The organism is Ruania halotolerans (genome assembly GCF_021049285.1).
Taxonomy (GTDB): Bacteria; Actinomycetota; Actinomycetes; order Actinomycetales; family Beutenbergiaceae; genus Ruania; species Ruania halotolerans.
Map to the genome: position 1 here is coordinate 2,673,469 of NZ_CP088017.1, position 19,665 is coordinate 2,693,133.

Sequence of the window (19,665 nt, forward strand, 5' to 3'; positions counted from 1 at the left end):
CACCGATCGGCAGACCCACTCCGACGAGGTCTGGACACGCACGAAAGCGCCGAGCCGCGTCCACTACCCTCCTGCCATGTCACCACGCCGCCGGCGCACCTGGGTGCTGCCCGCCGTCCTCACTCTCGTCGTCCTGATCGCCCTGACTGCAGCGCTCGGCGCTGTGGTGCATCGGGCGAGCACGGAGGAGAACGCGGATCCGACGGGCACCGGCACAGTCACCGGAGAACCCAGTACTGAGCCCCCGACCGAGGATGCGACGCCCAGCCAGGAGCCCTCCGAGGACGCCGTCTTCACGATCGGCGCCGCCGGAGATGTGCTCCCGCATGACACTCCGATCCGGGTCGCTCGCACCGACTCTGGATACGACTTCACACCGATGCTCGAAGCCACACGGCCTTGGAGTGCTGGTGTGGACCTCGCCCTGTGCAATATGGAGGTGCCGCTCGCCCTCCCAGAGGAGGAGCCGAGTGGATATCCGCTCTTCGGAGCTCCTGGGGAACTCCCGGGGAATCTCGCCGATCTCGGATGGGATGGATGCTCCACCGGCACCAACCACTCCCTGGACCGCGGACCGGACAATCTCGCCTACACCCTGGACGTCTTCGATGACGTCGGCCTCGGCCACGCCGGCTCCGCCCGCAGTCAGGATGAGGCGGATACGCCGCAGCTCTACCGCCTCGACCGCGCCGGACAACAGATCACCGTGGCCCAGATCGGCGGCACGTACGGTACCAACGGTCTCCCGATCCCGGCCGATGCACCCTGGTCGGTCACGCTCTTGGATGCCGAATCTCTGATCAGCCAGGCACGGCAGGCGCGGGACGCCGGCGCCGACCTGGTGGTGGCCACCTTGCACTGGGGCGTCGAGTACCAGAACAGCCCGAACTCTGAGCAGACCGAGCTGGCGCAGGCGCTCGCCGAGTCCGGGCAGGTGGACCTGGTGATCGGAAACCATCCACACGTTCCGCAGCCGTTCGCCCTGCTCGACGGCGGCCCCGACGGTTCTGGCATGTGGGTCGCCTATTCGCTCGGAAACTTCATCTCCAACCAGGACGATGCCTGTTGCGTACCGCAGACGGCCACCGGGCTGTTCATGACAGCCACCGTCGTCAAGCCTGCGGACGGCCCCGCTCGAGTCACCGGAGTGGAATGGACGCCGACCACTGTCGATCGCGAAGGCGGACAGCGGGTGTACCCGCTCGCCGAACTCATCAGCGGTGACCAGCCCAGTGCTCTCACTCTCTCGGCCAACGAACTCCAGTCCCGTGCCGATGGTGTTCAGTCCGTGATGGCCGAGTCCACCGGCGCCGAGTTCGACGAGCGCGTCGAAGCCCCCGAACCGACAGGGCCGGAACCGGAAGTGGTGCCTCGATCGTGAGACCGATGCGGCGGGCTGGAACGATCGACGTCAGGAACGATCGGTGAGAGCCCAGGCATCCTCGGAATCACCGTCGTCCTCGGAATAGACCGCGCCGTAGTCATCGCTGTCCCCGAAAGCCCCTCGGGCGCTGCTGGCGCGAACGTCGTCGTACGCCACGTCCGCGCCTCCAGCGACCGGGTCCGGTTCTGCGTCACCAGCGGCGCTCGGCGGAGTCTCCCCGCGCAGGCCAGCCAGGGTCGCGGGCAGATCGTCCGGCTGTACGAGTACGTCTCGGGCCTTCGACCCCTCAGACGGGCCGACGATCTCCCGGGATTCGAGCAGGTCCATCAGCCTGCCCGCCTTGGCGAACCCGACGCGCAACTTGCGCTGCAGCATCGATGTCGAACCGAACTGCGTGGTCACCACGAGTTCGGCCGCCTGCAGGAGCAGGTCGAGATCGTCGCCAATGTCCTCATCCACCTGCTTCTTGACCTGCGGGACAACGACGTCCTCGCGGTAGTTCGGCTTGAGCTGCGCCTTGACGTGGTCCACCACTGCGTGGACCTCGGACTCAGTGACCCAGGCTCCTTGTACACGCATCGGCTTGGCCGCGCCCATGGGCAGGAACAGCGCGTCACCCTGACCGATCAGCTTCTCGGCCCCGGGTTGGTCCAGCACCACACGTGAGTCAGCCAGCGAAGAGGTGGCGAACGCCAGTCGCGAGGGGACGTTCGCCTTGATCAGACCCGTGACCACGTCCACGCTGGGTCGCTGCGTGGCGAGCACCAGGTGAATACCCGCCGCCCGAGCGAGCTGGGTGATCCGCTGAATCGACGCTTCCACATCCCGCGGCGCCACCATCATCAGATCAGCGAGTTCATCCACGATGACGAGCAGGTATGGGTAGGGGGTGATCGTTCGTTCGCTGCCCGGCAACGGTTTCACCTTGCCGCTGCGCACGCCCTGGTTGAAGTCGTCAATGTGCTTGTAGCCGAACGCGGCAAGGTCGTCATAGCGGGTGTCCATCTCCCGCACCACCCACTCCAGCGCTTCCGCGGCCTTCTTTGGGCTGGTGATGATCGGGGTGATCAGGTGCGGGATGCCCTCATAGATGGTCAGCTCAACCCGCTTGGGGTCCACCAGCACCATCCGCACTTCCTCGGGCGTGGCACGCATCATGATCGAGGTGATCATGGAGTTCACGAACGAGGACTTACCGGCACCGGTGGCACCGGCCACCAGCATGTGCGGCATCTTCGCCAAGTTGGCCACCACATAGCCGCCCTCAACGTCCTTGCCGACCCCCATCACCATCGGGTGCTCAGTGCGCCGCGCCGGGCCGGAGCGCAGCACGTCGCCCAGCGCCACCGTCTCGCGGTCCGCGTTCGGGATCTCGATGCCGATCGCCTTCTTGCCCGGGATCGGGGAGAGGATCCGCACATCGGCCGAGGCCACCGCATAGGCGATGTTCTTGCTCAGCGCAGTGACGCGCTCCACCTTCACACCCGCACCGAGCTCCACCTCGTACCGGGTCACCGTGGGGCCACGGGTGAATCCCGTCACCTCCGCGTTGACGCCGAAGTCCGTGAGCACTGCCGTGAGCGCCTCAACCACCCGGTCATTGGCCGCCGAGCGAGTCTTGTGCGGCGGGCCCTGCAGCAGTACCTCATCACCTGGGAGCGTGTACGTCAGGCCTGGATCGAGGACGAGCTGCTCGGCCCGCGCAGGCAAAGCCTCCGTCGGCGGGGCGGCCAGCTCCTCGGGCGCCGGTGAGGGAGCATCGGCGGTCGGTGCTGCCGACCGTGCGCCATGGCCGGATTCCTGCTTCGGCACGGCCGTATCGTCCGGTGCGAGCTCCGCGGCCTGCTCGAATGCCTCGTCTCCGTGGAAGGCACCCGGTTCGACGGCGGCTCCGGTCCCAGGCTCGGCCTTCCGGGCTCGCTTGCGGCGCTTGCTGACGGCGGTCGCGGCAAGATCGCCGCCGTCCGGTTCATCGTCCCCGCGAACTTCCTCACCGTCGGCATCGAGATCGGCATCGATGTCACGTCCGGTGATCCAGTCCAGTCCCTGGCGGAAGCGGCCCGGGATCGACGCGACGGGCGTGGCGGTCACCACCAGCAGTCCGAAGAAGCCGAGCAGGGCAAGGAGCGGGATGGTGACCCAGATTGTCAGGGCAGCCGAGAGCGGGTTGGCTGCGACCCAGCCGATCAGACCGCCGGCGCCAAAGACGTCGAACCAGTTCGGCGGAGCGGGCAATCCTGATGCCACGTGCACCAACCCACATACGGCCACCACGATCGCGCTGATGCCGATCGTGATGCGACCGTTCACCTCCCCACGATCCGGGTGACGCATCAACCGGATTGCGAGGAATATCAGGATGACAGGGATCACCACGGCGAGCACGCCGACCCCGCCGGCGGCGGCGGCATGTACCCAGTCCCCCGCATTACCTGAGAGGCCGAACCACTCCCGGACCGCGACGATCACGGCCAGCGCGAGCAGGAGGAACGCGAACCCGTCCCGCCGGTGGGCAGGGTCAAGTCCCTTGGCGCCAGATCCGATCGACCGCGCCGTACCACCGATCACATGCGCCGTACCCATCCACAGGCCACGCACGATCCTGATCGGCAGTGCGGGCCTTGCCGGTTGTTTCCTGGTTCCGCGCGGCCGCGACGCGGGCGCCTTGGCGGCACTCCCGCCCTTCTTGCGTCCTGGTGCGGCGGACCGTGCGGGGGAAGTCGTACGGGTCGCCATAGTGGTCTCGTTCCTCCTCAATCAGGCATGCCGAGACAGGCCTGTCGCAAGCCACTCAACCAGGTCCAGCGTGGAACGAGCGGAACTGACACGCAGTCAGGCACCGAAAAGTCGTTCGCCCTCCTTCAGCAGGCTCAATCTTGCTGACTGACGGCGTTCTCCCCGCCGATGTAGCTCTCGCACACCTGCTCGTCGAACTCACCGTCGTCGAACAGTTGCTCGAGCGTCGGCTGGTCAATCTGCTCGCAATATCCCCCTGACTCGGTGTCACTCCCACCCTCACCACCCCCGCCCGGGAACGTCACGATCTCACCACCGTCCGGGTGACGGCACGTCGACGAACGACCGGGATCCTGGCTCGAGGAGGAGTTGCACTCCCAGTTCTCGATCGCCAGATAGGCACCGCTTCCCTCCGGGATCGCGGGCGGGTCGTTGTAGTAGGTATCGAGAAGGTCCTCAGCGAACGCACAGTCACTGTCCCCCGCGACGATCTCCACCGTGAGCGTCTCACCGCTCGTGGAGGTGACCGTGCCACAGGTCTGCGGACCAGTCATCGGATCCACTGGCTCTGGCTCGGGCTCTGAAGACTGGACCGGCTCCTCGACCACGCCGCCGGACTCCTCGCCACTGGCGGACGGCGACGCCGACTCCGACTCCGTCATCGTCTCGTGGGCCTGATCGCCGGTACCGGTGTCCGGCGCACATGCGGCCAGCGTCAGCACCAGCAATGAGAACGCCACCACGCGACGCAACATGATCACTCCTGCCGGTGAATCGATCTCTGATCGTTGCACAACCGACCACCCTGTAGGAGCCCTGAAGCGGTGTTCATCGAATCGTGACCTCAGGCGAGCAGTCCGACGGCGAGGGTCACCAGCCCCGCGACCAGCGGTACCGCTCCGGCCACCAGCAGCCCCACCCACCGGTTCGGCGACGTGCGCCCTTCGCCTAGCGCGGAGAGGAAGAATCCGGCCGGCATCATGATGGCCGCCACCAGCACACCGGACCGGGCGAGCCAGAGCCAGAAGCCAGTGAGTGCCGTCGATTCCGCCAGCAAGAGACATACCAGACCGAACACGATCAGGATGCCCGCATGACCGTGACCGGCACGATAGAAGGACCGTTGAAACTCCGTGGCCGGAACACGACCGGAGGCGACGCGGGCGAGGAAGGCACCTCCGGAAGTCACGGTCACGGCGGCGAGCAGGACGATTCCGGCGGTGGTCTGGGCATCAGTCGACAGGGTCAGCACGGCAGGGCTCACTTCTCGTGATGGGAGTTCTCTAACAGCGTTAGCAAACAGTGTGACGAAACCTCTGTCAAGGCCGTACGCTCACCTGTGTGGCCAGACCTCGCCAATACGACGACGCCGTTCGACGGCGGCTCCTCGACCGCGCCTCGCACCTGATCTCCACCCACGGCGTGGGCGGACTCTCCCTGCGCCAGCTCGCCGCCGAGGCCGAGACGACAACGGCCGCCGTCTACACGTTGTTCGGCGCGCGGGACGACCTCGTCCGTGCCGTCGTCGATGAAGGCTTCAGCCGGTTCGCCGCGCACCTGCGGTCTGTGGAGCGCAGCGCGAATCCGGGGGCAGACCTCCTCGCATTGGGAATGGCCTACCGGCGCAGTGCACGTGCCGACCCGCACTTCTACCGGATCATGTTCGGGCCCGGTGAGTTCCGCTCTGGTGCCGACAGCATGGCCGAACCCACATTCGTGGTGCTGGCAGAGGCCGTCGCCCGGCTACACCCTGGGGTCGACCAGACCCGTACACAGGCGGAAGCACTCCGCCTCTGGGCACTCGCTCACGGACTGGTCAGCCTGGAACTCGCCGGCCTGCTGCCCGGTGACGAGCACGAACACGAGGCGCGCTACCGCGCCGCATTAGTCAGTGCACCAGGGGCGGTTGGCACCTCCGGTGTCAGGACTCCACAACCACCGGGATGATCATCGGCCGACGCCGCAGCCGGCTCGACGCGTAACGGCCCACCACGCGCCGCACCACCTGCTGCATCTGCCGGGCGTCCGCATTACCTCCGGCAGCAGCCTCCTTCAGCGCCTTGGTGATCTCGGGGACGATCTCGGCCAGCTTCTCCTCACCTTCGGCGACACCGCGCACGTGCAACTCGGGCCCGGCCACCACGGCGCCCGTGGAGGAGTCCACCACCACGAAGATTGAGATGAAGCCCTCTTCACCGAGAATGCGTCGATCCTTGAGCTCTGCTTCGGTGACGCCGCCGACGGAGGAACCATCCACGTAGACATATCCGCAGGGCACCGCCCCGGCGATCCTTGCCTTTCCGTCTTTGAGGTCGACCACGACGCCGTCCTCGGCGAGCACCACCCGCTCCGGCGGCACACCGGTCTTCACCGCGAGCGCGCCGTTCGCCACCAGGTGCCGGATCTCACCGTGCACCGGCATGACGTTCTTCGGTCGCACGATGTTGTAGCAGTAGAGCAGCTCGCCCGCCGAGGCGTGGCCGGAGACGTGTACACGGGCGTTGGCCTGGTGGACGACCTTCGCACCGAGCCGGATCAGACCGTTGATGATCCGGAACACCGCGTTCTCGTTGCCCGGGATCAACGACGAGGCGAAGATCACCGTGTCGCCCGGACCAACGGAGACACGGTGGTCGCGATTGGCGATCCGGGAGAGTGCCGCCATCGGCTCCCCCTGGGATCCGGTGCACATCAGCACCATCCGGTCGTCCGGGAGATCGTCGATCTTCTTGACGTCGATCAGCACTCCGTCCGGAACTGTGAGGTAGCCCAGTTCTGAAGCGATGGTCATGTTCCGCACCATGGAACGGCCCACCAGAGCGACCCGACGACCGTGCGCATGGGCCGCATCGAGCACTTGCTGGACACGGTGGACGTGGGAGGAGAAGGACGCAACCACGATCCGACCCTCGGCCTGAGCGAACACGCCGTCCAGCACTGGTCCGATATCGCGCTCGGGTGTGGTGAACCCGGGCACTTCGGCGTTGGTGGAGTCGGTCATGAACAGGTCCACCCCCTCCTCGCCGAGGCGAGCGAAGGCGCGCAGATCGGTGATGCGCGAGTCCAGCGGCAACTGGTCCATCTTGAAGTCACCGGTGTGCAGGACCATGCCGGCCGGAGTGCGCACTGCCACCGCGAGCGCATCGGGGATCGAGTGGTTCACCGCCACGAACTCGAGATCAAAGGCACCGAACTTCCGTCGTTGCCCCTCGGCCACTTCGCGCAGCACCGGCTTGATCCGGTGCTCCTTGAGTTTGGCGGCGATGAACGCGAGTGACAGCTTGGATCCGACGATCGGAATGTCCTGCCGCATCCGCAGCAGGTAAGGCACGGCACCGATGTGGTCCTCATGACCGTGCGTCAGCACGATTGCTTCGATCTGGTCCATCCGGTCTTCGATGTAACTGAAGTCCGGCAGGATCAGGTCGACGCCGGGCTGATGGTCCTCGGGAAAGAGCACACCGCAGTCGATCACCAGCAGACGACCCTCGAACTCGAACACCGTCATGTTCCGCCCGACCTCGCCGAGCCCGCCAAGCGGGACGATGCGCAGGGCACCCTGGGTGAGCGGAGCGGGGAGTTTCAGGTCGGGGTGCGGGTGACTCATCGATCGACATCCTCGAGTAGGTCGTGCAGGATCAGGGCGGTGCGCAGATCGGCCATCTCGGCCGCGTTGGCCTCAACCAGCGGTGAGCGCACCGAGCGGTGCGCGAGATGACCTTGCAACTGCAGGGCGGCCTTGGCCATGACGGCTCCCTGGCCGCCGGCCATGATGGCCTCGACGACGGGGGCCAGCTGGGCAGACAGGTCGCGGGCGGTGTACAGGTCGCCGGTGTCGACGGCCCGCACGAGATCGGCGTACCGGCCCGCCTCCAGGTGGCTGACCACCGAGACGAGCCCGGAGGCGCCGTGCACGAGCCAGGCCAGGTTGAGATTGTCGTCCCCGGAGTAGTACTCGAGCCCGGTCCGGCGCATCCTGTCGAAGCCCTGCGCGACGTTCCCGGTGGCGTCTTTGACCGCATGGATCTGCGGGTGTTCGGCGAGCCGGTCGAGGATCTCGTCCCCAATGGCCACGCCGGTCCGGCCGGGGATGTCGTACAGCATCGCCGGTAGGCTGGTGGACTCCACGATGGTGCGCAGGTGCCGGTAAACGCCCTCTTGTGACGGGCGGTTGTAGTACGGGGAGACGACGAGGATGCCGTGCACGCCCGTGCGCTCGGCAGCCTCGGCAATCCGCACGGCGTGCGCGGTGTCATTCGAACCCGCACCGCCGATGATCATCGCCTCGGCACCCACTTCATCGACCACCGCGGCGACGAATTCGTCCTTCTCCGGCTGATGCGTCGTCGGTGATTCACCCGTGGTCCCGTTCAGCACGAGACCGTCTGCACCGGAGTTCACCAGGTGCCGGGCCAGTCGACGCGAGGCCGAAATGTCGATGGTGCCGTCCGGCTTCATCGGCGTCACCATGGCGACGCTGACGGAACCGAAGGTGCGCGGCGGACGCGACGAACTGGACATGGGGATGACGTTACCGCCTCAGTGCCTACGCTGGAGTCATGGCACACCAGCACGGCCTCCAGGCCGACGTCTCCGTCCGGCCCTCTGTCACGGGCGATGCCGCAACGCTCGGCCTGGTGCATGTGCAGGCGTGGCGAGCGTCGTTGGCGGGGCTCGTGCCGCCGTCCGCGCTCGATGAGCTCGATCCGGAAACGTTCACGGCCGCGTGGCGTGCAGCGATCGCCGAACCACCGTCGGCGAAACACCGGATGCTCACGGCGTGCGCCGGGCCCCAGGTGGTCGGCTTCGCTGCACTCGCCCCCGCGCCGCAGACCCGGGAGACGGGCGAGATCGTCGCCCTCGAAGTGCACCCTGAACACGCCCGTGCCGGCCACGGTTCGCGTCTACTCGCCGCATGTACCGACATCCTGCGCAGTACCGGCGCCACCCATGTGCGCGCTTGGGCCGTTGAAGGCGACGAGGCCCGCGCCGCCTTCCTCACCTCGGCCGGCCTGGAACCCATCGGGGTGCGGCGGGTGCTCGAGGTGGCGGGCGCTACCGTGTACGAGACCGCATGGTCTGCCGTGTTCTGACTCACACCGGGACAGGCCTGTGACCTTGATAGGATCACGGTCGTCCGATCCAGAGCCGGGTCACGGAAGCCGGCGATGGATGGACGAGGCCGAGGACCGTTCCCGCCACGTCCTGCGAAAGTGGCCCCAGTGTCCGAACTCCCCGAGGCGGAAAACCCCGCCGGCCGGCATCCCGGCGCCTCCCCGCTGGGTTATCTGATCTTTCTCTCCCGCTGGTTGCAGGTCCCCCTCTACCTCGGGCTCATCGTGGCCCAGGCCGTCTATGTGTGGCAGTTCATGAAGGAGCTGTGGCACCTCATCGAGTACACCGTGCTCGGCGATGAGACGCACGTCCATGCCGACTACGCGGACATGACCAGCGAGGCACAGACGATGCTCTTCGTCCTCGGGCTGGTGGACGTGGTGATGATCTCGAACCTCTTGATCATGGTGATCATCGGCGGTTATGAGACGTTCGTCTCCCGGATCCGGCTGAACAACCACCCGGACCAGCCGGAGTGGCTCTCACACGTGAATGCCAATGTGCTCAAGACCAAGCTGGCGATGTCGATTATCGGGATCTCCTCGATCCACCTGTTGCGCACTTTCATCAACAGTGAGCATGTGACGCCGGAGACGATGATGTGGCAGACCCTGATCCATATCGCGTTCATCCTCTCCGCGATTGCTCTCGCCTGGATCGACAAGATGTCACTGAGTCAGTCCGAGCGGGCGGCGAAGGCTCGTGCGCAAGCGCAACCGGACGCCCACTCCCCCGCCTGAGGCCACGCGCGCCCGGACTGACCACGCGTGCCCGCAGGTCGCCTGGTGGCCGGCAGGTGGGGGCGACGTCAGCGCCGGTCGATCTCGGCGGGCAGAGCGAAGGTCGCGAAGAGCGTGGTGTCGAAGAACGCCACCACATGGGCGATCCGATCGCCGTCGAGATCGACGACGTGGAACTGGAACGGGCGATGCACGCCATCCTCCTCGCGCATATACAACCCGAAGGCCGGCTGCCCGTTGGCGCGGGTGGGCAACAGCACCATGTCGCCAGGACCCGTGGCCGGGCAGTGCCGGGCAATCAGGGCGCCAATGGTGTCCGCGCCCTGGTACCAGCCCTCAATCGGGGGCATCTCCCAGACGGTGCGATCAGTGAAGAGCTCAACGAGCCCATCGACGTCGTAGTTCTCGAAGCCCGCGACGAATTGCTCCAGCACGGCCCGTTCGTCGGCTGATTCGGGCTCGACCACCGTCTCCCGGGTGGGTGCAAGTTCGGCGATCGTGCGGCGGGCCCGCTGCAGCAGGCTGTTCACCGTTGCCTCCGTCACCCCCGTGGCCTCAGCCACCTCGGACGCACGCCAGGCCAGCACGTCCCGCAGGATGAGGACGGCTCGTTGGCGTGGCGGCAGGTGCTGCAAGGCGGCGACGAAAGCCAGCCGGACCGACTCTCGCCATTCGGCCAGCGAGCCCGGATCGCCACGTGAGTCCAACGCCGCGTCAGGTGCGGGCTCCAGCCACATCAGGTCGGCCTCGACCAGATCATCCGGCCCTGACGCCGGTGCGCCGAGCCCACTCGGCAATGGTCGCTTCTTCCGGGAATCCAGCGCCGTCAGGCACGTATTCGTGGCGATCCGGTGGATCCACGTCCGCACCGAGGAGGCGCCATTGAACCGGCCGTACCCCTTCCAGGCGCGCAGTAGCGTCTCCTGAGCCAGGTCCTCGGCCTCATGCACCGACCCCATCATGCGGTAACAATGCGAGAAGATCTCACGTCGATAGGGGGCGACGATCGCAGCGAAGTCGTCCTCGACTGTGGGCTCGAGCGTCATACCGCGATCGTAGTTCAGGCGCCGAGGTCGAGATACCCGTCCAGCCCCACGGTCAGCCCAGGGCGGGAACGCACCGTTCTGATCGCGAGCAGTACCCCAGGCATGAACGAGGAACGCTCGAAACTGTCGGTGCGGATCGTCAGCTGCTCCCCGGGATTGCCGAGCAGGATTTCTTCGTGCGCCACCAGGCCACGAAGGCGCACCGCATGCACGGGGATGCCGTCGACCAACGCGCCACGGGCGCCGTCCAGGCTCGTCTCGGTGGCGTCGGGGGCCGCCGGTAGTCCTTGCCGGGCGTGGGCCACGGCCTGAGCGGTGTGCACCGCGGTCCCGGACGGTGCGTCCACCTTGGCCGGGTGGTGCAGTTCGATGATCTCCACCGATTCGAAGTACCGGGCCGCCTGGGCGGCGAAGCGCATCGCCAGAACGGCCGAGAGTGCGAAGTTCGGGGCGATCAGCGCACCGACACCGGAGACCTCACCGAGATGGTCACGTACCCGCTGCAGAGCAGGTTCGTCCCACCCGGTGGTGCCCACCACCGGGTGGACACCTGCATCGATGAGCGCGTGCACGTTGGCCTCCGTGGCCGAGGGAACGGTGAAATCCACCGCCACATCGGCCTGGCCGGCGAGGGCGTGGATGTCATCGCCGAGGTCAAGGCGGGCCACCAGGTCCAGTCCGTCAGCTCCGGCGACGGCGTCGCACACGTGTGAGCCCATCCGACCGGCCGCGCCGAGCACCGCCACGCGGGTGCTCGTGCCAGGTTCAGGCATGCGGGACCCCCTTCTCAAACCGGGCCGCACCATCGGCGGCGTGCTCAGTAAACGGCCCGACGACGGTGAGATGGCGCGGTTGCGCGTGCAGTTCTGCGGCAAGGTCTCGGATCTGCTCCGGTGTCACGGCGCGGACCCGGTCCAGAGTCTCGGTGACGGTGAGCAGTTCACCGGTGCTGATCTCGGTACGGCCGAGCCGGGACATCCGCGAACCCGTGTCTTCCAATCCGAGCACGAGTTGGCCGCAGACCTGGCCGATCCCTCGCTGCAACTCGTCGATCTCCACCGGATTCGTGGCGAGTAGCAGCCACTGGTCCGCGAGGAGTTCCAACACCTGCTCCACCTTGTTCGGAGCGCAGCCCGCGTACAAGCCGAACATTCCGGCATCGGCGAACCCGGAGGAGAAGGAGAAGACGGCGTACGCGAGACCGCGCTTCTCCCGGATCTCCTGGAACAATCGCGAACTCATCGAACCGCCCAGGATGGCGTTGAGCACGGCCAACACGAAGCGGCGATCGTCCCCGGCAGGCAGGCCGAGGCCGCCGAGCAGCACGTTCGCCTGCTCGGTGGTCCGGTGCAGTACACGGGTGCTTGGTCCAGTGGCGAACCCGGCACCAGCGGTGGAATCGACCACCTGACGCCGGGGGGCCGGAGCTGCCTGGGCATCGAGCGGCCACCCGCCGGTCCGCACACCGTCGAGGACCTGAGCGCAGAGCGCATCATGGTCGACATTCCCGGCCGCCGTGACCACCAGCTCGCTGGGCCGGTAGGTGCGCCGGTAGTGCTCGTATACGGCATCGCGAGGGACCGCACGGATCGTCTCGGGGGTCCCGCCGATCGGACGACCGAGCGCATGGCTGCCGAACACCTGCGTGGCAAACCGTTCATGCGCCACATCGCCGGGATCATCCTCGTTCATCGCGATCTCTTCGAGGATCACCTCACGCTCAGCGTCGAACTCCTCGGGATCCAGGGTGGCCGAGGTGACCATGTCGAGGATCACCTCGCCCGCCATCGGCAGGTCGGCATCCAGGACGCGTGCGAAGTAGCAGGTGTGCTCCTTGCCGGTGGCGGCGTTCGCCTCACCGCCGACGGCGTCGAAAGCCGATGCGATGGCCATCGCATCCCGGCTGGGAGTCCCCTTGAACAACAGGTGTTCCAGGAAGTGGGTGGAGCCGTGATGACCGTCGGTCTCGTCACGCGAGCCGACGGCCACCCAGGCTCCCACGGTGACCGAACGCTGCCCGGGCATCGCCTCGGTCAGGACCCGGATCCCGCCGGGGAGCACCGACCGGCGCACCAGGGCGCCCGCGTCGGTCTCCACGGTCAGCTCCGGCATCCCTGCACCGTCACGTCAGCGGGACTCAGTTCGCGACGTCCGCGGACTGGCCTTCAACGGCCTCCGCGGACCCCTCGGTGTTGTGGTCCTCCTCGACAACCGCGTGCAGCGAGAGCTTGCCGCGATCGTCGATCTCGGCCAGCTCGACCTCGATCTTCTGGCCGACCGAGAGCACATCCTCCACACTCTCCACCCGCTTGCCGCCAACAAGTCGGCGCACCTGGGTGATGTGCAGCAGCCCATCCTTACCCGGGGAGAGCGAGACGAATGCGCCGAAGGACATGATCTTCACGATCGTGCCGATGAAGCGCTCCCCGACCTCAGGCATCTGCGGGTTCGCGATCGCATTGACCGCCTGCCGCGCGGCCTCGGCGGAGGGGCCGTCAACAGCACCGATGAACACGGTGCCGTCATCCTCGATCGAGATGTCGGCGCCGGTGTCCTCCTGGATCTGGTTGATCATCTTCCCCTTCGGGCCGATGACCTCACCGATCTTCGCCACTGGCACCTGCACGGTGATCACGCGCGGCGCTGTCGGTGCCATCTCGTCCGGGGTGTCGATCGCCTCGGCCATCACGTCCAGGATGTGCAGGCGTGCTTCCTTGGCCTGGGTGAGCGCCCCGGCGAGCACATGGGCGGGAATACCGTCCAGCTTGGTGTCCAGCTGGATCGCCGTCACGAACTCGCGCGTTCCGGCGACCTTGAAGTCCATGTCACCGAAGGCATCTTCGGCGCCGAGGATGTCGGTCAGCGCCGCGAAGCGCGTTTCCCCGTCGATGGTGTCCGAGACCAGGCCCATGGCGATACCGGCGACCGGGGCGCGCAGTGGCACACCGGCGTTCAGCAACGACAGAGTCGCGGCGCAGACCGAGCCCATCGAGGTGGATCCGTTCGAACCGAGCGCCTCCGAGACCTGCCGGATCGCGTACGGGAACTCCTCGCGGCTCGGCAGCACCGGCATGATGGCCCGCTCCGCGAGCGCACCGTGGCCGATCTCGCGGCGCTTCGGGCTACCCACCCGACCGGTCTCACCGGTCGAGTACGGCGGGAAGTTGTAGTTGTGCATGTACCGCTTGCGGGTCTGCGGGGAGAGCGTGTCGAGCTGCTGCTCCATCTTGAGCATGTTCAGCGTGGTGACACCCATGATCTGGGTCTCGCCGCGCTCGAACAGCGCCGAGCCGTGCACCCGGGGCAGCACCTCCACCTCGGCCGAGAGCGGGCGGATGTCGCGCAGGCCACGGCCGTCGATGCGGAAACCGTCGGTGATGATCCGCTTCCGGATGAGGGTCTTGGTGACCTGACGGAAGGCAGCGGAGAGCTCCTTCTCACGACCGTCGAAGCCGTCCTGCAGAGCGCCGAGCATGGCGTCCTTGATCTCGTCGATCCGTTCCTCACGCTCGGCCTTGCCTGCGATCTGGAGAGCGTCGGCGAGCTTGGCGCCCACCTCGGCCTCCACGGCCGCGAAGGCGTCCTGGGCGTACTCCGGGAACAACGGGAAGTCCTGGACTTCCTTGGCCGCCTGGCCGGCGAGGGCGATCTGCGCCTCGGCGAGCACCCGGATGAAGGACTTGGATGCCTCGAGGCCCTCGGCCACAACATCCTCAGTCGGTGCACCGACGCCCTGTTCGGTGATGAGCGTCCAGGCGTTGTCCGTGGCCTCGGCCTCGATCATTGCGATGGCGACATCCTGGGAGCCGTCCTCGGCGGTCACGATGCGGCCGGCCACCACCATGGAGAACACGGCGCGCTCGAGCTCGCTGTACCGCGGGAACGCGATCCACTGACCGTCCACGAGGGCGATCCGCGTGGCGCCCACCGGGCCGGAGAACGGCAGACCGGAGAGCTGGGTGGACAGCGAGGCAGCATTGATGGCGAGAACGTCGTACGCCTCGTCGGGATGGATGGCCAGAACGGTCTCCACCACCTGGACCTCGTTGCGCAGACCCTTGACGAACAAGGGGCGCAGCGGACGGTCGATCAGTCGGCAGGCCAGGATCGCCTCAGTGGACGGGCGGCCCTCACGCCGGAAGAACGAACCGGGGATCTTGCCGGCAGCGTACTGGCGCTCCTCGACATCCACGGTCAGCGGGAAGAAGTCGAAATGGTCCTTCGGGTGCTTGCCGGCCGTGGTGGTCGACAGCAGCATCGTGTCCTCGTCCAGGTAGGCCACGGCGGTGCCGGAGGCCTGCTTGGCGAGACGTCCGGTCTCGAACCGGACGGTGCGGGTGCCGAAGGAGCCATTGTCGATGACGGCTTCGGCGAACTGGATCTCGGGACCCTCCATGGGTGCCCTCCTTCATGTACGCAGGTGGCCCGGCGGTCATCGATCGAGGCTCACGGACCTGTGGTCCGGAAGCCACTACCGAGGACCAGCGAACCCGGGAATGGTTAGTCGGTATGCAGTTGTGAACGGGCGCTCGGGGAGACCTCACGCCCGGCACGTTCGTCCGGACGATCCTCGCCCGGACGAACGACCGGCCCGGGCCGTGTGGCCCGAGCCGGTGATGGTTCAGCGGCGAATGCCGAGGCGCTCGATCAGCGAACGGTAACGCTCGATGTCGACGCTGCGCAGGTAGCCCAGGAGCCGGCGGCGCTGGCCCACCAGGAGGAGCAGGCCACGACGCGAGTGGTGGTCGTGCTTGTGCTCCTTGAAGTGTTCGGTGAGGTCACTGATCCGGCGCGTGAGCAACGCGATCTGGACCTCAGGAGAGCCGGTGTCGCCCTCGTGTGTGGCGTAGTCGGTGATGATCTGCTTCTTGACGGCAACATCCAGGGCCAACGGTTCTCCTTCATTGTTCGTTGCGCGGAGCTCCGGGGCATGTCCACCCGGGCATGAGGCATCCGCGGCCGATCTGACGGCAGGACAAGCCTAGCATCCCGGCGGCCGGGAGCCCCCACTTCTGGGTCCGCTCCCGGTCTGCTGGAGCCGTACTGGTCGTCGACGAGCCCGTGCGCATCCGTCACTGCACGGCCGGCAGCACATCCGGTCGGGGAACGTCGAGCACATCGGCGGCATCGATGACGTCCTCGCGCATCTGCGCGACGAGCTCCTCGATCCCTTCGAAGCGCACCGTCGGGCGAAGCCGGCGCACGAACTCCACCACGATCTCCTCGCCATAGAGGTCCAGATCACGCCGGCCCAGAACGTGCGCCTCCACCTGACGTTTGGTGCCATCGAAGGTCGGGTTCGTCCCGATCGAGACTGCCGCCGGCCAGCGCATCGGCGCTCCGGGGGGCACAGCCTTCCGATCTCTGATCAGCCAGCCCGCATACACTCCGTCCGCCGGGACCGTGCCACTCGCAGACGCGGCAAGATTCGCCGTCGGAAATCCCAGCTCCCGGCCCCGGGCCTGCCCGTGCACCACGACGCCACGCATACGGTGCGCACGGCCCAGCACCGCGGTCGCACCGGCACAGTCACCGGCAGCGAGAAGTTCACGTACCCAGGTGGAGGACCACCGACGCCGATCAGGTGCGGTCACATCCTCGACCAGCCGTACGTCGAAGCCCAGCCGCTCCCCCAGTTGCGCCATCGTGGCCCGGTCGCCACTGTTGTCCTGCCCGAACCGGACGTCCTCACCGACGACCACGCACCGCACGCGCAGCGCCTCCACCAAGTAGTGCCGCACGAACTCTTCAGGAGACTGGACCGCAAAGCCGGGCGTGTACTCGATCACCACGCACGCGTCGATCCCCGTCTCCGCCATCAGGTCAAGCCGATCATCGAGCCCGGTGAGCAGCTCGGGCGCGGCATCGGGGCGGTGCACGGCGGCTGGGTGCGGATCGAAGGTGACGGCGACGGCACTCGCGCCGTAGGTGCGGGCAGTCGTGACCACATCGGAGAGCACGGTTCGGTGCCCCAGGTGCACACCGTCGAAGTTCCCGATCGTGACCACGCTGGCCGTCAGGTCACCAGGGATCTGGTCGATCCCGTACCACCGCTCCACTCGCGTCCTCATCCTCTAGGCAGGCGTTCCATGCCATCCGTGGGCACGGTGCCGGTCAACCACACGGGGCCTCCCCAAGCCTGCCACCCGGTCCAGCATTCGGTGAAACCGACGGCCCGTTCAGTCGGCCACAGCCTCGGGCGGCGGGCCCAGAGCGTCGATTTCAGCCCACAGCTCCTCGCTGACAACTACCTGACGGCGGAACTCAAGATCGGCGATCCGCTCTGGCCGGGAAATACCCACCACAGTCGAGTCCACCCACGGTGAGCGCAACGAGAACTGCAGGGCCGCCGTCGGGAGCTCGACGCCATGGCGCGCACAGATCTGCTCGAGCTGACGCACCCGCTCCAGCACCTGCGCCGGGGCCGACCGATAGGCGTACGTGGCTCCGCTGGCGGAGCCACGGGCCAATAGTGCTCCACCGAATGGCGCGGCGTTGAAGACGCCCATTCCGCGAGCCTTCGCGGCCTCGAGCAGCACCAGCGCGCGCCGTTCCAGCAACGTGTACCGGTTGTGGGTGAGCAGCACATCGAAGCAGTCACTCTCCACGTACCGGCTCACCACCGACACCTTGCCGGCGGCGATGCCGATCGCATCCACGGCACCGCTCTCCCGGAGCTCAAGCAAGCCGGAGACGGCGCCGCCGGTGCCCATCGCATCCTCGAAATCGATGCCATAGGGATCGTGCAGGTGCAACAGGCTCACCCGGTCCACACCGAGCCGGGACAGGCTCTCCTCGAAGGAGCGCAGCACACGGTCGCGATCGAACGCGCCCGTCTCCGGATCGGCGTCCACCTTGGTCACCACCTGCCGACCGGGCGCGGCACCGGTCTCGGCCAATGCCAACCCCAGGATCCGCTCGCTGTGCCCGCCGGCATAGACGTTCGAGGTGTCCACGATGGCGTACGGGCCATGCAACATCGCGGCCGCGAGACTCACCGCCTCAGGTTCGGCCGGGTCGCCCGCTGGCACGTCCCTGCCCAGGCCCGAGGCGCCGAGGGTGATCGGGCTGACGGCGAGGCCGGTACGGCCCAGGGCGCGCAGGTCTACGGGGGCGGCAGGAGATGTCGGCATGGCTGTCAGCCTACTGTCGCCGCAGGTGCGATCTACGCCGGGTCGAGCACCAGGATGGGCCGCGCACGAGCGTCCGCGTCCTGGAGGAGAGCGACACCGTGCCCGTCCGGTGCCAAGCCGGCCACCACTGCCTCAGTACCCGTGGCGCCGATGCGCCGGCCGAACCGGAGCTCTCTGGCCTCGTCCTCGGTAAGCGTTCGAACGGTGAAGGCCGCTCGCAGCACTGTGGCCACATCAACCACACTGAGGGTGAGCGTATTTTCGTCGAATGCGTTGGCGCGGGTGAGATCGAAGGGGCCGACCCGGGTCCGCCGTAGCGCCGTGAGATGCCCGCCGGTACCGAGCGCCGCACCGAGATCCCGGGCGAGAGCGCGGATGTACGTTCCGGAGGAGCACGTGACGCTCACGTCCACGTCGAGCACCGGGGTCCCGTCCGTCGCCACCGTCTCGCGGATGTCGGCAACGTCGAATGCGTGGACCGTCACCGGCCGCGCAGCGAGCTCGACCTGCTCTCCGCTGCGGACCCGCGCATAGGAGCGCTTTCCGTCCACCTTGATCGCACTGACCGCACTGGGCACCTGATCGATCTCCCCTGTGAGGGCGCAGACGGCCTCGCCGAGCCGGTTCCTGACCACGTCGGGCCCGCCTGCCTGATCGAGGCCACCGGTCGTGACGATCTCACCCTCGGCGTCATCGGTCACGGTGGCCTGTCCCAGCCGGATCGTCGCGGCGTAGTCCTTGTCCGCACCGACGAGGTACGTGAGCAGCCGGGTCGCGCGGTCCACCCCGAGCACCAACAGCCCGGTGGCCATCGGGTCGAGCGTGCCGGCGTGACCGACTTTGCGGGTGTGCAGGAGCCGACGGGACCGCGCGACCACGTCGTGACTGGTCCACCCTTGTGGTTTATCGATCAGGACCAACCCATCGCTCATCGGCCTTCGGTGCCCTCCTCGGCCTGGTCGGCAGCAGACTCCGGCACCTCGTCGAGACTGTCTTGCTCACCCGGCTTGCGGTATGGGTCAGCCTCGCCGGCGTACCGGGCGTTCTCTCGGATCCGAGCGAGCTCAGCATCACGCTCGGCGGCGCTGCGCAGCGCCTCCTCCAAGTGAGCGGCCGTCTCCGGGATGGCGTCCGGCACGAACTCCAGCGTGGGCGTCAGCCGCACGCCGGTCCCTCGGCCCACCTCGGACCTGATCATTCCCTTCGCCGAAGCGAGCGCTGCGGCCGTGCCGGCACGCTCCTCCTCATCGCCGAGGACGGTGTAGAAGATCGTCGCGTGCTGGAGGTCCCCCGTGACCCGGACATCCGTCACGGTGACGAATCCCAGCCGGGGATCCTTGATCCGGGTGTCCAGCATGGTCGCCACGATCTGCTGGATCGCATCGGCCAGCTTTCGTGCTCGCGCAGTGTCGGCCATGTCCTCGTCCTCGTACTCGTAGGGGTGCTCGTGCCCAGCATCTCACCCGGCACACGAGTGCACCGGCCCCCATCGCTGAGTGGGGTGAAACACG

The 19,665-nt window shown here is 67.2% G+C and carries 18 protein-coding genes; 4 read left to right on the forward strand and 14 right to left on the reverse strand.

The window, feature by feature from the left end:
- Positions 1-76 precede the first annotated feature (76 nt).
- A complete protein-coding gene (locus LQF10_RS11865) occupies positions 77-1,381 on the forward strand; it encodes a CapA family protein (RefSeq protein WP_231064054.1) in 1,305 nt (434 codons plus the stop codon).
- Positions 1,382-1,411: 30 nt separating this feature from the next.
- Here the strand turns inward: LQF10_RS11865 and LQF10_RS11870 are convergent, their stop codons facing one another.
- From LQF10_RS11870 to LQF10_RS11880, 3 genes are all read right to left on the reverse strand, one after another.
- Positions 1,412-4,120, reverse strand: a complete 2,709-nt coding sequence (locus LQF10_RS11870) for an FtsK/SpoIIIE family DNA translocase (RefSeq protein ID WP_231064055.1) — start codon at positions 4,118-4,120, stop codon at positions 1,412-1,414.
- A 134-nt stretch (positions 4,121-4,254) separates the two neighbouring features.
- Positions 4,255-4,875: a hypothetical protein gene (locus LQF10_RS11875; protein ID WP_231064056.1), complete on the reverse strand. Its 621-nt coding sequence runs from the start codon at positions 4,873-4,875 to the stop codon at positions 4,255-4,257.
- Between the two features lie 89 nt (positions 4,876-4,964).
- Entirely contained in the window at positions 4,965-5,372 is a 408-nt protein-coding gene (locus tag LQF10_RS11880; RefSeq protein WP_231064057.1) for a hypothetical protein, read from the reverse strand.
- 89 nt (positions 5,373-5,461) lie between these two features.
- Here LQF10_RS11880 and LQF10_RS11885 point away from each other — a divergent pair, with 89 nt between their 5' ends.
- Positions 5,462-6,067, forward strand: coding sequence for a TetR/AcrR family transcriptional regulator (locus tag LQF10_RS11885; protein WP_231064058.1), 606 nt, complete (start codon positions 5,462-5,464; stop codon positions 6,065-6,067).
- On the opposite strand, the gene LQF10_RS11890 is transcribed toward LQF10_RS11885, so the two are convergent.
- Both LQF10_RS11890 and dapA read right to left on the reverse strand, forming a co-directional pair.
- Entirely contained in the window at positions 6,042-7,727 is a 1,686-nt protein-coding gene (locus LQF10_RS11890; protein WP_231064059.1) for a ribonuclease J, read from the reverse strand. The two genes, LQF10_RS11885 and LQF10_RS11890, sit on opposite strands and share 26 nt — an antisense overlap.
- Complete coding sequence (gene dapA, locus LQF10_RS11895; protein WP_231064060.1) at positions 7,724-8,641, reverse strand: 4-hydroxy-tetrahydrodipicolinate synthase; 918 nt, start codon at positions 8,639-8,641, stop codon at positions 7,724-7,726. The genes LQF10_RS11890 and dapA overlap by 4 nt, the downstream gene beginning before the upstream one ends.
- Before the next feature lie 38 nt (positions 8,642-8,679).
- Here dapA and LQF10_RS11900 point away from each other — a divergent pair, with 38 nt between their 5' ends.
- Positions 8,680-9,213, forward strand: coding sequence for a GNAT family N-acetyltransferase (locus LQF10_RS11900; RefSeq protein WP_231064061.1), 534 nt, complete (start codon positions 8,680-8,682; stop codon positions 9,211-9,213).
- A gap of 129 nt (positions 9,214-9,342) precedes the next feature.
- Positions 9,343-9,975 (forward strand): TIGR00645 family protein, encoded by a 633-nt coding sequence (locus tag LQF10_RS11905; RefSeq protein WP_231064062.1) that lies wholly within the window; start codon positions 9,343-9,345, stop codon positions 9,973-9,975.
- A 68-nt stretch (positions 9,976-10,043) separates the two neighbouring features.
- Here LQF10_RS11905 and LQF10_RS11910 read toward each other — a convergent pair whose 3' ends face one another.
- The 9 genes from LQF10_RS11910 to rbfA all read right to left on the reverse strand — a co-directional run bounded on the left by LQF10_RS11910 (position 10,044) and on the right by rbfA (position 19,571).
- Positions 10,044-11,021, reverse strand: coding sequence for a sigma-70 family RNA polymerase sigma factor (locus LQF10_RS11910; protein ID WP_231064063.1), 978 nt, complete (start codon positions 11,019-11,021; stop codon positions 10,044-10,046).
- A 14-nt stretch (positions 11,022-11,035) separates the two neighbouring features.
- Positions 11,036-11,794 (reverse strand): 4-hydroxy-tetrahydrodipicolinate reductase, encoded by a 759-nt coding sequence (gene dapB / locus LQF10_RS11915; RefSeq protein WP_231064064.1) that lies wholly within the window; start codon positions 11,792-11,794, stop codon positions 11,036-11,038.
- A complete protein-coding gene (locus LQF10_RS11920; RefSeq protein ID WP_231064065.1) occupies positions 11,787-13,133 on the reverse strand; it encodes a M16 family metallopeptidase in 1,347 nt (448 codons plus the stop codon). The genes dapB and LQF10_RS11920 overlap by 8 nt, the downstream gene beginning before the upstream one ends.
- Before the next feature lie 25 nt (positions 13,134-13,158).
- Entirely contained in the window at positions 13,159-15,417 is a 2,259-nt protein-coding gene (locus LQF10_RS11925) for a polyribonucleotide nucleotidyltransferase (protein WP_231064066.1), read from the reverse strand.
- A gap of 225 nt (positions 15,418-15,642) precedes the next feature.
- Positions 15,643-15,912 (reverse strand): 30S ribosomal protein S15, encoded by a 270-nt coding sequence (gene rpsO, locus LQF10_RS11930; protein ID WP_231064067.1) that lies wholly within the window; start codon positions 15,910-15,912, stop codon positions 15,643-15,645.
- Positions 15,913-16,093: 181 nt separating this feature from the next.
- A complete protein-coding gene (locus LQF10_RS11935; protein ID WP_435531452.1) occupies positions 16,094-17,080 on the reverse strand; it encodes a bifunctional riboflavin kinase/FAD synthetase in 987 nt (328 codons plus the stop codon).
- Positions 17,081-17,200: 120 nt separating this feature from the next.
- Positions 17,201-18,154 (reverse strand): aldo/keto reductase, encoded by a 954-nt coding sequence (locus LQF10_RS11940; protein WP_231064069.1) that lies wholly within the window; start codon positions 18,152-18,154, stop codon positions 17,201-17,203.
- Positions 18,155-18,186: 32 nt separating this feature from the next.
- A complete protein-coding gene (gene truB, locus LQF10_RS11945) occupies positions 18,187-19,086 on the reverse strand; it encodes a tRNA pseudouridine(55) synthase TruB (protein WP_231064070.1) in 900 nt (299 codons plus the stop codon).
- A complete protein-coding gene (gene rbfA, locus LQF10_RS11950) occupies positions 19,083-19,571 on the reverse strand; it encodes a 30S ribosome-binding factor RbfA (RefSeq protein ID WP_231064071.1) in 489 nt (162 codons plus the stop codon). The genes truB and rbfA overlap by 4 nt, the downstream gene beginning before the upstream one ends.
- Positions 19,572-19,665: the final 94 nt, after the last annotated feature.